Consider the following 13688-nt stretch of genomic DNA (forward strand, 5'->3'; position numbering starts at 1 on the left):
CCGTTACCGAAGCCGATCTCCGCGGTTGCGGGCGCATGCCCGCACAACCGTGCTACATTCCGTCTGGACGTTAGTCCAATTCATACACGGGGTCGGGTATTTCGAGCGGAGAAACAGTGCTGGGGACCACGCGTACAGTGCTGGCGTCCGCCGCGGTGGCGATGCTGCCCCTCGCGGCCGCGGGACTGCCCGCCGGACCGGCGGCGGCCGATCCGGGGTATTCCGAGTATGTGGCGCTGGGGGATTCGTGGGCGGCCGATGTCACGGGCAGTCAGATCAGCACACAGTTCGCGCCGGTGAATTGCCTGCAGAGCGCCTTCAACTATCCGAAGCAGGTGGCCGCCGCGCTGTCGATACCGGTCTTTCGCGACGCCACCTGCGGCGGCGCCGAGACCCGGCACATGACGAGCCCGCAGGCCACAGGGCTGGGCAGCAACCCGCCCCAATTCGACAGTCTTACTCCCACCACGGATCTGGTGACCCTTGGCATCGGCGGCAACGACGCCGCCCTGGCGAAGTCCGTGTTCACCTGCCTGACGCTCGATCCCGCCGCGACACCGTGCCTGGACAGAATGATCACCGGTGACACCGACCGCATGACCGAGGCCATCGGCGTCGCCGCCACCCGGGTGACCGCGACGATCGCTGGCATCCGCGAACGCGCCCCGCACGCCCGCATCCTGCTGCTGGACTACTTCGATGCCGTCGGCACCACCGGCGGCTGCTTCCCGGAGATTCCCATTTCCGACGCCGACGCGATCTGGCTGGGCGACAAGCTCATCGAGCTCAACCACATGCTCGCCCGCGTCGCCGCGGCCACCGGTGTGGAGTTCGTCGACAGCCACACCGGCAGCACCGGCCACGACGCCTGCCAACCTCCCGGGGTGCGGTGGGTAGAGGGGCTCGTCCCGTTCTCCAGCACACCGGCCGGTCTCGCCGTGCCTTTCCATCCCAACCAGCTCGGGGCGGACTACCAGGCGCGGCGGGTGTTGGAGACGCTGGGCGCGTAGCGGTTTCGTGAACGCGGCTCAGCGCCTGGTGCGGGCCGCGGCGACGTCGTCGGTCGTTTTGACGAATCGTGCGATCAGCTCGGTGATCACCTCGGGCTGCTCGAGCGTGCTCGTGTGGCCGCAGTTGGGGACGATCTCGAGCGTGGCGTCCTTGATGCGGTCGGCGATCTGCTTGGCTTTGTCCGGCGGGGTGTCGATGTCGTCGGCGCCGACGACGACGAGGGTGGGCACATCGATGCGGTCCAGTTCCGGCAGGATCGCGCGACGGTCGGCGACACCGATGATCGCGCGGTGGATTCCGGCGCGCTCGGATCGACTCAGCCGCCGAGCCCATTCGGCAATGACCGGCTCACCCGCCGAGCTGGCCCGAAACACCGGCCCGAACAGCAGATTCGCGGCGCGGTCGCGCACCAGGCTGGTTCCGGCGAGCCGGTAGACCAACGCGAGCAGCTTGAACTTGGCGGACTGCACGGCGCTCTCGGCCTCGGCGCTGGTGTCGAGCAGGGTCAGCGAGCGCAGCAATTCGCCGCGGCGCGCGGCGATGCGTTGCCCCACGAACCCGCCCATGGACACGCCGACGTAGTGCACCGGCGCGAGATCCAGGTGGTCGATCAGGGCCACCACGTCATCGGCGAGAGTGTCCATGTCGTAGCCCGACGGCGTCGGTGCGCTGTAGCCCTGGCCGCGGAAGTCGATCGCGACGCAGCGGTAACGCGAACGCAGCGACTCGATTTGCGGTTCGAACATCCAGCCGCCGAACAACAGCCCGTGTCCGAACACGATGGTCGGCGCGTGCGGCCGCCGCGGCGGGAGGCCGGTGTCGATGTAGGCGAGTTCGGCGCCATTGATGTGACTGGTCGGCATAGTGACTCCTGCCTGGTCAGCGGTCGACTCATCGTCGCGGGGCTACAGGCTAGCGTCAGGTTGAGCAACGCTCAATAGTGGATGGAGCTTTGCACAACGGTGGTACCTTCGCCAGATGACCGCGTCCGGGAGCGCCCGCATCCGCTTGAGGAGCGAGGATCGTCGCCGACAGCTCATCGGCATCGGGCTGCGCCTGCTCGTCACCCGCCCGATCCACGAGCTCGCCATCGACGAGGTCGCCGCGGAGGCCGGCATCTCGCGCGGCTTGCTGTTCCACTACTTTCCGACCAAGCGCGACTACTACATCGCGGTAGTCCGGGCGGCGGGGGACCGGATGCTCGGTCAGACCGAAGTGCCCGAAGACGGAACGTCGCAAACGCGCGAGCACGCTGTCACCGATGGCTTCGTGAACTTCATCCGGCGTCGTCGCGCCAATTACGTGGCCTTGGTGCGCGCGGCCAGCGGCGGCGACGACCGAGTCATGGAAGTGTTCCAGGACGTTCGCGCGACCTTGACCGACCGGATCCTGCACGCGATGGGGCGTCCGGAGGCCGACGCGATGACGCGCCTCGCCGTCCGCGGCTGGCTCGCGATGGCCGAGGAGATGGCCGTGGAAGCCGACGACGACGTGGCCACCTCGGATCTGGTCGACTACCTCGTCGACGCCCTCGGCCGCCTGTTCGGCTCGCCCGCAGACTGACACCGCTGAACCCTGCATCGAGTCCTTCGAGGCGCGCCTTATTGAGCATTGCTTAGAAATGTTCTAATGTCGCCGTATCGGGGGAATCGACAAGGAGCCATCGTGGACTTCACACATTCAGCCGTCGCTCGTGACTACATCGACCGGGTACGCACGTTCATCGACAATGAGATCACGCCGCGCGAGGCGGACTATTTCGCCACGCTGCACGGTCTTTCGGACCGGTGGGTCGTCTCGCCCGTCGTCGAGGAACTCAAGGCCGCGGCACGTGAGCAGGGGCTGTGGAACCTCTTCCTGCCCGACGACAAGTACGGGGCGGGCCTGTCGGTCGTGGAGTACGCGCCGCTGGCGGAGTTGATGGGTCGCTCGCTGCTGGCTCCCGAGGTGTTCAACTGCAACGCCCCCGACACCGGCAACGCCGAGGTGCTGGTGCACTACGGCAGCGACGCCCAGCGCGCGGAATGGTTGACACCGCTGCTGGAGGGCCGGATTCGTTCGGCGTTCTGCATGACCGAGCCGGACGCGGCATCCTCGGACGCGACGAACATGAGCGCGACCGCGATCGTGGACGGCGACAGCGTCGTCCTCAACGGCCGCAAGTGGTGGAGCACCGGAATCGGGCATCCGAACTGCCGATTCGTCATCTTCATGGGCCTGACCGATCCCGAAGCGCACCGCCACGCACGGCATTCGATGGTCTTGGTGCCGCTGGACACCGAGGGCGTTCGGGTGGAACGGATGCTGCCGGTGATGGGTTACTACGACGAGCCCTACGGCCACGGCGAAGTGTCGTTCACCGACGTCCGCCTGCCGCTGGACGCGATCATCGCCGGACCGGGCCGCGGCTTCGAGATCGCCCAGGGCCGCCTCGGACCGGGCCGGATCCACCACTGCATGCGCCTGATCGGCATGGCCGAGCGCGCGCTCGAGCTGGCCTGCGAACGGGCCAGCAGCCGCCACGGTTTCGGCAAACCGTTGATCAATCTCGGTGGCAACCGCGAACGCATCGCGCACGCGCGCATCGCGATCAACCAGGCGCGGCTGCAAGTCCTGCACACGGCGTGGCTGCTGGACACCGGGGGAGCCGCGGCGGCGATCAGCGAGCTGTCGCAGGTGAAGGCCTCGGTGCCGAGCATGGCCTACTCGGTGATCGATATGGCGATCCAGCTGCACGGCGCGGCGGGACTGTCCGACGACACCCCGCTGGCGGGGTTCCTCTCGGCGGCGCGGGCGCTGCGGCTGGCCGACGGCCCCGACGAAGTGCACCTCGGCGTCGTCGCCCGTGTCGAACTCGCCCGGTATCGGGACCGCGCGTGACCCGGCCGCACACATTCGAACCTCAGGAGGATCGTCGATGACCACCCGACAGCGCATTCTGATCACCGGCGCCAGCAGCGGCCTCGGCGAGGAGATGGCCCGCGGCTTCGCCGCGAAAGGACGCGACCTCGCGCTGTGCGCGCGCCGCGTCGAGCGGCTGCACCAGCTGCGCGACGAATTGCTCGCCGCGCACCCCGGCATTCGGGTCAGCGTGCGCGAACTCGACGTCAACGACCACGACGCGGTCTTCGAGGTGTTCCATGCCTTCCGCGACGACCTCGACGGCCTGGACCGGGTGATCGTCAACGCCGGGCTCGGCAAAGGCCAGCCGATCGGCACCGGCCGCTTCCACGCGAACCGGCAGACCGCCGAGACGAATTTCGTTGCGGCACTTGCCCAATGCGAGGCCGCAGTGGAGATCTTCCGCCGTCAGCGGTCCGGTCACCTCGTCGTCATCTCCTCGATCAGCGCGATGCGGGGCCTGCCGCGCAATCTCACCACCTATGCCGCGAGCAAGGCCGGTGTCGCGGCGCTGGCCGAGGGGATCCGCGCCGAACTGCTCGACACTCCGATCGCGGTCACCACGCTGTACCCGGGGTACATCGAGTCGGAGATGACCGCCGCCGCGGGCCGAACGCCGCTGATGGTGTCGACCCGAAAAGGCGTGCGGGCCATGGTCAAAGCCATCGAGGCCGAACGCGTCCAGGCCAAAGTCCCCGCCTGGCCGGGCTTGCCGCTGGCGGCCGCCATGCGGGTTCTGCCGCTGCGCGTCGTCGCCAAGGTCAGCTGATGGGCGATGAACACGGTGCGGTCCGCGCCCGTCGCCAGCCAAGCCATCTGCCCGGCATGCTCACCGCTACCACCACAAGCAGACCCGCAGCCCGGCGTTCCGTACGCTATGGCTCTCCGTGAACTACCTGCATCGGCGGTGCCGCAAGATCATTCAGCAGGCGCCTCGATAAGCAAACGCCACCACCGCGCAGTCGAAAGACCGCGCGGTGGTTCGTTTTTCAGTGCTTTCCGGGAACTGAGGGTAAGCCTCCGAGGGAACCGCTCACATCCTCGCTCGATCGAGCAAGCGAGTGCCGAGGTCGGAATTCAGCAGGAAGCTGCCTGTCACGCCGCCGAGAATCGCGGCGGTGTAGCCCTTGATCAAGAACAGTTCGGGCATGTCGATCGAACCCCAGTAGTTCAGGCCGACGTTGTGGTCCAGGCTCCAGCACAGCGTCTGGCACACGCTGTATGCCGCTGCCGCGGACAACGCGGTGACGAGGTAGGCGGCGCGGGTGCCGGGGCGGAATCGGTGGCCGATCAGGTAAGTGATGCCGCCGACGGCCGCGCCCATGCCGATTCCGCACAAGCCGAGGGTCCAAACCAAACGCCATACGAGTGGGCCGTTATCGGGAAAGAGGATCAACCCGATGATCAAGAACAACAGTTCCCCTTGGAAACCCAGGGAAATGAAGACCTTGATCGTCCGGAGAGCTCGGCGTTCACCCTCGGACATCGACGGTCCTGCGGTCGTGGCGAAATTCGGCATCGTGGCCATTGAGTACTCCTGAATCTGCACCGGTGCGGGCCGGTGGTGTGACGACGCCGAGTGGGTCGCTGGGATGGCCGGTCGAGCGGTGGTCGACGGCTGGTGCAGAGTATGTCACATACCATAATGCATAGACCAGAGGGATCGAGCGGAAGATCCTCGGCTAAGACCGCTCGGTCGATGTCGAGCGGCGTGCGCGGGAGAGGAAGCGCTGACTGTCGATCAGGAGTTCCAGCTGGTGCGCGACGTCGTCGAGCGGCTGCGGGCCGCGCCGTGACCGGCACAGCACCACAGCGCCTTCGACCGAGGCGATCGCCATGGTCGCCAGCTGCCCGGCATCGTCCTCGGCCAGACCCTCGCCGAGGAACGCCCGATGCAGTGCGTCCCACCAGCGTTGGAAGATTCCGGCCGTGCTGTCGAACAGTTCGGGCGCCTCGTCGTTGGAGCCGACGGCCACCGCGACCACCGGGCAGCCCGCGGTGAAATCGCTGTCGAGCAGCATCTGCCGCCAGAATCGCACGAACTCGTGCAGGATCGCGGTAGATCCCTCCGCGGCCGCCCCCTCGATGATGGCGCCGATCGCGTCCCCGGCGAATTCCAGGGCCTCGGTGATCAATTGCGCTCGGCCGCCGGGGAAGTGGTGATACACCGAGCCACGCGGCGAGCCGCTGCGGGCCAGGATCGCGTCGATCGTCACGCCGCCGACCCCGCGCTCGCGCAGCACTTCCACCGCACTGTGGATCATCGCCGCCCTGGTGTTCTTGGGCACGGCCCCTCCTTCGACGTCACGCGCGGGCCGAGGAGGCCCGCAGTTCTATACACTATTGCATAATTCATAGAAGCCGTGTTTCACTGAGCCCGATGGAGGAATCGAGTTCCAGCACCCTCGGCGTCTGCGTCCGGCTCACGGTCATCGGCGCGTGCTTCGATCTGCTCGCCTGGCACGCGGATCTGCTTGCCATGGCCGAGGATCCGGCCCGCAAGACGCTGATGGCGACCTGGTTCGTCCTCGGATGGGGTTTCGCTCCCGGAGTTCTGACCTGGCTGGTCATCCAGTGGGCCTCGCGACATCTTCCGGCCGGGCCCGCCGCGGGCGTGATCGCGGCCGCCGGTCTGTCCGTCACTGTCGCCGTGTGCTATCCGATGTATCTGTACATCGCCGATCCCGCGTTCATGGCCGCGGCGATGGGCACGAGCCCCGGCGCGGCGGCGCATGCCGGGCACCACAGCGCCGGGCCGGTGGTGAGCTTCGAGGTGTTGCTCGTTCCGACGTTGATCGTCGTCGGCTTCGCGATCGCGAACGCGATCGGTCCCGCAAGCTCCGGGTGCAGCGCGCATGGCTCGCCTCGATAGTCCGTCGAAGCGGGCAGGCGTCCCGAGGCGAGACCGACCGAGCGCGTTATGGAGTCGTGGCGTTTTCGGCTCGCGCGGGGTTGTCGTGCGGCCGGGCGTCGCCGGATTCGTCGAGGTGGAATCTCCGCCGCACATCCGGGCGGGTGAGCAGTTTGGCGGGGTAGCCGGGGCCCGGGCGTGGTACGACGTCGTCGACATCGATCGGTTCTCGGCAGTGTCCGCACACCACCTCGGCCGTGCTGTCGTGTCCGCAGGGCTCGTGGTGAAAGACCAGCGGCGGTCCGTCACTGTCGGCGAGCCACCGATCGCCCCATCGGGTCATCGCGGCGACGATGGTGTAGAAGTCGCGCCCGGATTCGGTCAGCACGTACTCGTATCGGGGCGGCTGCGTTTCGTACAGGACCTTGTCGAGCAATCCGGCCTCGACAAGTCGGCGCAGCCGCTCGGACAGCGTGTTCCTGGCGATGCCGAGCTCCTGCTGGAACTCGTCGAATCGACGGAATCCGTAGAACGCTTCGCGCATGACCATCGGGGTCCACCAGTCGCCGAGCAGGTCGATGGTGCGCGCGAACGAGCAGGGCCAGTGTGCGAACGAGGTACGCCTCATTCGACCATGCTAGCGGATCTATTTATAAGACTCAGCAGCTAGAACCAGTCTTCTGCATTTGCTTAGTGGGTCTATCTACGCAACTATGGAGGTAGAGGGGCTAGCGGGAAGGGTTCGGAAATGGAGTGGACCGGACAGGTCTATGCGGACGTGCCGGCGGTCGCCGCGGAGATCTACATCGAGGCGGACGCGAACGCGGTATGGGAGCTGATCAGCGATATTCACCTGATGCCGCAGCTCAGCGCCGAGGTGCAGGACGTGTCCTGGCTGGACGAGGCCACCGGCCCCGGCGTCGGGCGCCGGTTCGTCGGCCGGAATGCCCATCCATCCCTGGGCGAATGGGAGACGGTCAGCACCGTGGTGGAGTTCGACGGACCACGTCGATTCGCTTGGGCGATAGGCGATCCCGCCCATCCGTCGTCGGTGTGGCGGTTCGCGCTCGAGCCCACCGGTTCGGGGACGACACTGCGCCAGGAAGCGCAGATGGGACCGGCGCCGTCCGGACTCAGCCTCGCGATCGAGGCGATGCCCGACAAGGAACAGAAGATCGTTTTCGTGCGGCTGCGCGAATTCGAGAGAGGTATCCGAACCAACCTCGCCGCCATCAAGCGGCTCGCCGAACAGGAGAAGTGATGCGCACCGCGACGACCGTGGAAGGTACCGGCGGCGATTGGCGCACGATCACCGGGTTCGTCGTCGAAGCCGAGAAGCTCGGGCTCGACATGTGCTGGGTGGCCGAGGCGTGGGGGAGCGACGCGCCGTCGCCGCTGGGTTATCTGGCCGCGCGCACGGAACGAATCCTGTTGGGTTCGGGCGTCATTCAGCTCGGAACCCGATCGCCGGTCACGATCGCCCAGACCGCGATGACCTTGGCGCAGCTGTCCGGTGGCCGGTTCCTGCTCGGCTTGGGCGCCTCGGGTCCACAGGTCATCGAGGGGCTGCACGGCGTACCGTTCGCCCACCCGCTGCGGCGCATGCGCGAGACCGTCGAGATCGTCCGCCAGGTGTTCACCGGCGACAAGATCGCTTATCGCGGAAGGGAATTCGCGATTCCGCTGCCCGATGGACAGGGCAAGCCGATGCGGGTTTCCCTGGAGCCGGTGTCGGTGCCGATCTACCTCGCGACGCTGTCGCCGAAGATGCTGGAACTGACCGGTGAGATCGCCGACGGCTGGCTGGGTACCAGCTTCGTCCCGGAAGGCGCCGACGAGGCGTACTTCTCCCATCTGGACAAAGGCCTGAGCCGCTTCGGTCGCACCCGCGCCGATCTGGACATCTGCCAAGGCGCGGAAGTGAACATCGTCGCCGACGAGGCGGACCTGCCGGAAGTGCTCGCCAGTCGCAAGCTGGAGCTGGCGTTCTCGCTGAGCGCGATGGGCACCAGCACGACCAACTTCTACAACAACGCCTACAGCAGGCAGGGCTGGTCGGATATCGCCGCCGAGGTGAACGAGCGCTGGCACGCGGGCGACCGCGCCGGTGCGGCGGCGCTGATCAGCGACGACATGGTGCTGGCCACCACCCTCATCGGAACGTGCGGCATGGTGCGCGACCGGTTGCGGGTCTGGCAGGAAGCCGGTGTCGACACCGTCCGCCTCTATCCCGCGGGGGACACCCTCGCCGCTCGCCTGGACAACCTCGGCCAAGCCCTCGACATCATCCGCGCCCTACCGTCTCGCTGAGCAGCCCCAGCCGCTCGGAATCAATTGGCGGACAGAAAGATATGCGGCGAGACTGTGCCGGTGGATCTTACGAACGCATCCCGTGCGTGGAATCGGCACGGTTTCGCCGTCCTGCCCGGATATCTGCCCGAAGACGTCTTGACGCCCGCGGTCGCCGATCTGGCGTCGATGTTCCCTTCGGCGCATGGGTTCCACGACGGCAGCGACCCGCGCCGCGACCGCTTCGTCGGCGACGAGTTCGCCGGTATCGACAGTTTTCCCTTCGCCGGCACCGAGGTCGCCCTGTTGGCGGTGCACGATTTGCTCATCGATCTGGCCGAGGAACTGCTGGGCAGCAACGACTTACGCCTCTACACGGCCGAGGCGTGGGCGAAGTACACCGGTGCGGCGGACTACGACCAGCATCTACACCGCGACTACCTCAACCACACCCTGCTGGTGCCGAGCAGCGCTCCGGCCTTCAAGCAGGTCGAGATGTTCGTCTTCCTCGACGACGTCCCCGAGGCTCTGGGCCCTCCCCATCTCGTATCGCGAACTCACACAAGGGATATCGCCGCCACACCGAACTGGTTTCCGGATGGGGAGTCCGGACAAGACCCGGCCGCGAGGTTCCGCGGGCCGGGCCGACCGGACCTGTACGAACGTGAGGTCTCCGCCGCCGGTCCCGCCGGCACGGTGGTGGCGTTCGAGTTGGGCACCTTTCACCGCGGTACCGGCATGGCACGGCCGGGCGGCGCGCGTTTCTCGATGCATCTGGGCTACCGCCGCGCCGACAACGAGTGGGGCCAGCGCTACGGATGGGCGCTGCGCAGCCACGAACCCGCCTGGTATCGGTTCGTCGAACGCGCCAGCCCGCGTCAGCTACAGCTCTTCGGATTCCCGCCGCCCGGCCATGCCTTCTGGACCGACGAAACTCTGGCGGGCATGGCGTTGCGCTACCCCGACCTCGACCTGTCACCTTGGCGCTACCGACCGTGACCGGAGTCGGGTTCGGCTTCGATGTGTCGGTGCGGGCCTGGCGCCGCGTTTCTGTCGTACCGGCGGTGTAGTTTCCGGCGCGTGGCATTGAACTGGAAGCTCGTCATCGACAGCAAGAACGCGCCCGCCCTCGCGGACTTCTGGGCCGCGGCCCTGGAGTACGAGGTGGAAGACCCCAGCGCTCTCATCGAGCAGCTGCTCGCCGCGGGCCATCTCGGCGAGGAGGCGATTCTGGAGCACGGAGGCCGCAAGATCTTTCGCGGCTACGCCGGAATCCGGCATCCCGACGATCCGTTCGATCCGCTCAGTGGCGTCGGGCGCGGCAGGCGGCTGCTCTTCCAGGACGTACCCGAGGACAAGTCCGGCAAGAACCGCCTGCACATCGACGTGCACAGCGAGCCGGGCGATCTCGAGGGGCTCGTGGCACGGCTGGAAGGGCTCGGCGCGACTCGCGTCCGCGAGTTCGACAACGGACCCGCCGGGCACTGGTGGGTCATGCGAGACCCCGAAGGCAACGAGTTCTGCGCCGCGTAGATCCGGTTCCACCAAGGTGGTGATCCGTTCACCCTTGGGGAAGCGACTTCAGCTCTCGGGGCACTGACTACGGCGGACGATCCGGCGGACAGTGGGACACGTAACCACCAGCGAACCGGAGCCTCCGATGTCGATCACCAGCACAGCCGCCACCTCGGCGGGTCGGCGTGCCACGGTCTCGACCCGAGACGGTGTGGAACTCGCCCTTCGTGAATACGGACCGCAAGACGCGGAGCTCACGGTCGTACTCCTGCACGGACACTGCCTGCGCACCGCGTCTTGGGCCTACGTCCGCGACGCGCTGATGCGCAAGTATCCGGGCGGTCGGCTCGTCTGCTACGACCACCGCGGCCACGGCGACTCCGCCGTCGCGTCCCGTCAGACCTACAACCTCGAGCAGCTCGGCCACGACCTGCGCGACGTGCTCGACGCCGTCGCCCCCATCGGGCCGGTCGTGCTGGTCGGCCACTCCATGGGTGGCATGACCGCGCTGACCTATGCCAGCTTGTACCCGCACGAAATCGGCACTCGCGTCGTCGGCGTCGCGCTCATCGCGACCGCCGCGAGCGGGCTCGCCGACGCGGGCTTCGGCCGCCTCCTGCGCAACCCGGTCATTTCCTTGTTCCAGGCCGCCGTCCGGCGCGCGCCGACCATGATGCACCACGCGAAGCTGTTGGCCTGCAAGGTCTTCGCCCCCCTCATCCGCACCGCCGAGTTCGGCGATCGCAAGGTCAGCTCGCGGGTGCTGACGCTCGCCAACGCGATGCACAACAAGACTTCGATCGTGACGATGGCGAGCTTCCTGAGCGCCTTCATGGTCTACGACCAGACCGACGCGCTCGCCGTCCTCTCGAAGATCCCGACGCTGGTGCTGTGCGGCTCGGCCGACCTGATGACGCCGCCCTCGCACTCCGTCGCGATGGCCGCCACCATCGAGTACTCGGACCTGGTGATGGTCGAGGGCGCTGGCCACTCCGTGATCCTCGAGCAACCACGCCACGTCGCCGACGCCCTCGCCCGCCTGCTGGAGCGAGCGGGCGGCACCCCCGTGGCCGATGATCCCGGCCTCCTCGCCGCATAGTCCGCACGGACTGTCACCTCTCGGGCAGAAGCGTGCCCAGTGGGCCGAGGTCGATGTTCAGGTCCTCGGGTGTGAGACCGAAGTGCTCGCGCAATTCGTCCATGCGCTGCTCGAGCAGCATGAGGGTGGTGCCGATGCGTTCGATCTGCACCTCGCTGAGGTCGCCGTCGTCCACGCGGCGTAGTGCCTGGCGCTCCATCAGCTGTCGCAGCAGCTCCACCAAGGTGAGTACGAGCGTGACGAGTCCGCGTTCGACGGATTCGGGATCGGCGTCGATACGCGGTGACAGGCCGTCGAATTCAGTCATCCGGGGCCGGTTCCAGTGCGCTGCGCGCCGTCGGCGCGAGCGGGTTGGCGGAGATGGTGCTGACCGAGGAGATCAGGGCGCGCAGCGAGATCTGGACCATGTCGACGTCCGCGATGGAGAGCCTGATGTCGCCGGTGACGACGACGCCGCCCGCGAGCACCCGATCCAGCAGATCGATGAGCGCGACGCGTCGCTCGCTGTCGGTGCGCGTCATCGCGCCTCCCGTTCCGCACCGGCGAACGAGTACGGCGGCCAGGGACCGGTGAGTTCGAGCCGGATGCCGGGGAACTGCTTCCCGAGATCCTCCACCACCGCGGCGAATTCGTCGGCGCGGTCGTCGTCGACGAGGTAGGTGCCGTTGAGCACCATCCAGTCCCGGCGACCGTTCAGCACGGGATCGGTCAGCGGCTGACGCCGACCCGCCGCGGCCTGCCGGACGAGGCGCTCGTGAATCTGGTCGGCGCGCTCGGCCGCGTCGCGTTCGACGGTCTCCCGCGCGGACAACTGCGCGCGCCGCCGCAGCAGATAAGCCGTGCCCGCGCCGCCTCTTTCGGTCCGGGCCAGATCGGCCTCGGCCACCGCGGCGGTGAGCGCCGCCCGGTCGCCGTAGGCTTTGACGCCCCACTCGGTCCGCCCCTGGATCAGGGCAAGCGCCGATTCGAAGGCCGCGCGGCGTTCGTCGAGCATGCCGCGCACCCGGTCGTCGTCGAGGAAGACGACGGCCAAGCGCAGCGGCACGGCCGCGCCTCGTCGCGCCAGTGCGGAGACCACGGTGTCGTGGGCCCGAGCCGTCGCCTCCAGCCACGTCAGATCCTCCAGATTCCGGCGCAGCGGCTCGTCGCCGAAGACCGCGAGCGGCACCGACCCCACGACTGCCGCGAGATCGCCGGAGACCACCGTGCGCACCGCCTCCCCGGCCACGCCGGTCAGGTCGCCCAGGTCTGCCCCGAGGTCCGCGGTCACCGCGTACAGCCAGACTCCGTCGGCGTCAGTCACGGTCTCGCTCTTCCTCCGGTTCGCGTGCGCGCTCGATGGGCTTGCGGCCGAGATCCTTTCGCGACTCCAGTTCGGCGATCCGATCGCGCAGCTTCTGGTTCTCGAGTTCGAGATCGTGATCCTGCCGCTCGAGGGACCGTGCCTTGCTGTTGAGCCACGGATCGGTCTCCCACCAGTCGATGCCCACCGCCTTCGCGGTCTCCAGCGACGCGACCACCAGCCGCAGCTTGATCGTGAGGAGCTCGATGTCGAGCAGATTGACCTGAATGTCGCCCGCGATGACCAAGCCTTTGTCGAGGACCCGCTCGAGGATGTCGCCGAGGTTCGTCGACCGGTGGCCGCCACCGTACGGCTCCGGCATCGATGATCCGCTGTTCACGACGGTCATGACGAACCTCGGACACCGATGTCGGTGCTGCCGCGGCTGTAACGCCGGGTTCTGCGGTAGGCCACCAGGTTTCCGTCCAGGTCGAGTTCCACCTCGTAGAGCGCGAGCATGTCCGACGACGAGGGGATGCGACGGTCCTCGAGCACCTCGATCTCGACCAGCCAGCCCTCCTCGATGGGCTCGGCCGAGGTTGCCCCCTCGGCCTGCTTCGAAGTCAGCTCGGCCAGCTCCGCGATCGCCGCCGCGGCCGCCTGTGCGGCGGTCCGGCACTGCGATCGATCCGATCGGCCGCCGTCCTCGGTCTCGTCGTCGGCTCTCCGGGCGCTCACTC

The 13688-nt window shown here is 67.5% G+C and carries 19 protein-coding genes; 10 read left to right on the top strand and 9 right to left on the bottom strand.

The window, feature by feature from the left end; all coding sequences use genetic code 11:
• The first annotated feature begins 116 nt into the window (after positions 1-116).
• Positions 117-1010, top strand: coding sequence for an SGNH/GDSL hydrolase family protein (locus tag AB0H49_RS05850; RefSeq protein ID WP_357247627.1), 894 nt, complete (start codon positions 117-119; stop codon positions 1008-1010).
• 18 nt (positions 1011-1028) lie between these two features.
• On the opposite strand, the gene AB0H49_RS05855 is transcribed toward AB0H49_RS05850, so the two are convergent.
• The gene (locus AB0H49_RS05855; protein ID WP_355001407.1) at positions 1029-1874 is read right to left on the bottom strand and encodes an alpha/beta fold hydrolase; all 846 of its coding nucleotides are present in this window, start codon (positions 1872-1874) and stop codon (positions 1029-1031) included.
• 115 nt (positions 1875-1989) lie between these two features.
• Here AB0H49_RS05855 and AB0H49_RS05860 point away from each other — a divergent pair, with 115 nt between their 5' ends.
• The 3 genes from AB0H49_RS05860 to AB0H49_RS05870 all read left to right on the top strand — a co-directional run bounded on the left by AB0H49_RS05860 (position 1990) and on the right by AB0H49_RS05870 (position 4681).
• On the top strand, positions 1990-2574 hold the full coding sequence (locus AB0H49_RS05860) for a TetR/AcrR family transcriptional regulator (protein ID WP_355001406.1): 585 nt from the start codon (positions 1990-1992) through the stop codon (positions 2572-2574).
• Positions 2575-2676: 102 nt separating this feature from the next.
• Positions 2677-3891 (top strand): acyl-CoA dehydrogenase family protein, encoded by a 1215-nt coding sequence (locus tag AB0H49_RS05865; protein WP_357247632.1) that lies wholly within the window; start codon positions 2677-2679, stop codon positions 3889-3891.
• A 37-nt stretch (positions 3892-3928) separates the two neighbouring features.
• A complete protein-coding gene (locus AB0H49_RS05870; RefSeq protein ID WP_355001404.1) occupies positions 3929-4681 on the top strand; it encodes an SDR family oxidoreductase in 753 nt (250 codons plus the stop codon).
• 264 nt (positions 4682-4945) lie between these two features.
• Here the strand turns inward: AB0H49_RS05870 and AB0H49_RS05875 are convergent, their stop codons facing one another.
• Both AB0H49_RS05875 and AB0H49_RS05880 read right to left on the bottom strand, forming a co-directional pair.
• Positions 4946-5440, bottom strand: coding sequence for a hypothetical protein (locus AB0H49_RS05875; RefSeq protein ID WP_357247635.1), 495 nt, complete (start codon positions 5438-5440; stop codon positions 4946-4948).
• A gap of 154 nt (positions 5441-5594) precedes the next feature.
• The gene (locus AB0H49_RS05880; RefSeq protein ID WP_357247975.1) at positions 5595-6176 is read right to left on the bottom strand and encodes a TetR/AcrR family transcriptional regulator; all 582 of its coding nucleotides are present in this window, start codon (positions 6174-6176) and stop codon (positions 5595-5597) included.
• A 116-nt stretch (positions 6177-6292) separates the two neighbouring features.
• On the opposite strand from AB0H49_RS05880, the gene AB0H49_RS05885 reads away from it, so the two are divergent.
• On the top strand, positions 6293-6784 hold the full coding sequence (locus tag AB0H49_RS05885) for a hypothetical protein (RefSeq protein WP_357247638.1): 492 nt from the start codon (positions 6293-6295) through the stop codon (positions 6782-6784).
• Between the two features lie 46 nt (positions 6785-6830).
• On the opposite strand, the gene AB0H49_RS05890 is transcribed toward AB0H49_RS05885, so the two are convergent.
• Positions 6831-7391 (bottom strand): helix-turn-helix domain-containing protein, encoded by a 561-nt coding sequence (locus AB0H49_RS05890; RefSeq protein ID WP_357247641.1) that lies wholly within the window; start codon positions 7389-7391, stop codon positions 6831-6833.
• Positions 7392-7511: 120 nt separating this feature from the next.
• Here AB0H49_RS05890 and AB0H49_RS05895 point away from each other — a divergent pair, with 120 nt between their 5' ends.
• From AB0H49_RS05895 to AB0H49_RS05915, 5 genes are all read left to right on the top strand, one after another.
• Positions 7512-8024, top strand: a complete 513-nt coding sequence (locus AB0H49_RS05895; protein WP_357247644.1) for an SRPBCC family protein — start codon at positions 7512-7514, stop codon at positions 8022-8024.
• Positions 8024-9073 (top strand): LLM class flavin-dependent oxidoreductase, encoded by a 1050-nt coding sequence (locus AB0H49_RS05900; RefSeq protein WP_357247647.1) that lies wholly within the window; start codon positions 8024-8026, stop codon positions 9071-9073. The genes AB0H49_RS05895 and AB0H49_RS05900 overlap by 1 nt, the downstream gene beginning before the upstream one ends.
• Before the next feature lie 60 nt (positions 9074-9133).
• Complete coding sequence (locus tag AB0H49_RS05905) at positions 9134-10051, top strand: phytanoyl-CoA dioxygenase family protein (RefSeq protein ID WP_357247650.1); 918 nt, start codon at positions 9134-9136, stop codon at positions 10049-10051.
• 81 nt (positions 10052-10132) lie between these two features.
• Positions 10133-10585 (top strand): VOC family protein, encoded by a 453-nt coding sequence (locus tag AB0H49_RS05910; RefSeq protein ID WP_355001396.1) that lies wholly within the window; start codon positions 10133-10135, stop codon positions 10583-10585.
• A 127-nt stretch (positions 10586-10712) separates the two neighbouring features.
• A complete protein-coding gene (locus AB0H49_RS05915; protein WP_357247654.1) occupies positions 10713-11666 on the top strand; it encodes an alpha/beta hydrolase in 954 nt (317 codons plus the stop codon).
• A 13-nt stretch (positions 11667-11679) separates the two neighbouring features.
• Here the strand turns inward: AB0H49_RS05915 and AB0H49_RS05920 are convergent, their stop codons facing one another.
• From AB0H49_RS05920 to gvpO, 5 genes are read right to left on the bottom strand one after another with little or no spacing between them, the layout of a single operon-like run.
• The gene (locus tag AB0H49_RS05920; protein ID WP_357247657.1) at positions 11680-11973 is read right to left on the bottom strand and encodes a gas vesicle protein K; all 294 of its coding nucleotides are present in this window, start codon (positions 11971-11973) and stop codon (positions 11680-11682) included.
• Positions 11966-12187, bottom strand: a complete 222-nt coding sequence (locus AB0H49_RS05925; protein ID WP_357247660.1) for a gas vesicle protein — start codon at positions 12185-12187, stop codon at positions 11966-11968. The genes AB0H49_RS05920 and AB0H49_RS05925 overlap by 8 nt, the downstream gene beginning before the upstream one ends.
• Complete coding sequence (locus AB0H49_RS05930; protein ID WP_357247663.1) at positions 12184-12969, bottom strand: GvpL/GvpF family gas vesicle protein; 786 nt, start codon at positions 12967-12969, stop codon at positions 12184-12186. The genes AB0H49_RS05925 and AB0H49_RS05930 overlap by 4 nt, the downstream gene beginning before the upstream one ends.
• The gene (gene gvpJ, locus AB0H49_RS05935; protein ID WP_355001391.1) at positions 12962-13357 is read right to left on the bottom strand and encodes a gas vesicle protein GvpJ; all 396 of its coding nucleotides are present in this window, start codon (positions 13355-13357) and stop codon (positions 12962-12964) included. The genes AB0H49_RS05930 and gvpJ overlap by 8 nt, the downstream gene beginning before the upstream one ends.
• Entirely contained in the window at positions 13354-13686 is a 333-nt protein-coding gene (gene gvpO / locus AB0H49_RS05940; protein WP_355001390.1) for a gas vesicle protein GvpO, read from the bottom strand. The genes gvpJ and gvpO overlap by 4 nt, the downstream gene beginning before the upstream one ends.
• Positions 13687-13688 lie beyond the last annotated feature (2 nt).

The sequence above is a fragment of the Nocardia sp. NPDC050713 genome (assembly GCF_040654315.1).
In the GTDB taxonomy this organism is placed as follows: domain Bacteria; phylum Actinomycetota; class Actinomycetes; order Mycobacteriales; family Mycobacteriaceae; genus Nocardia.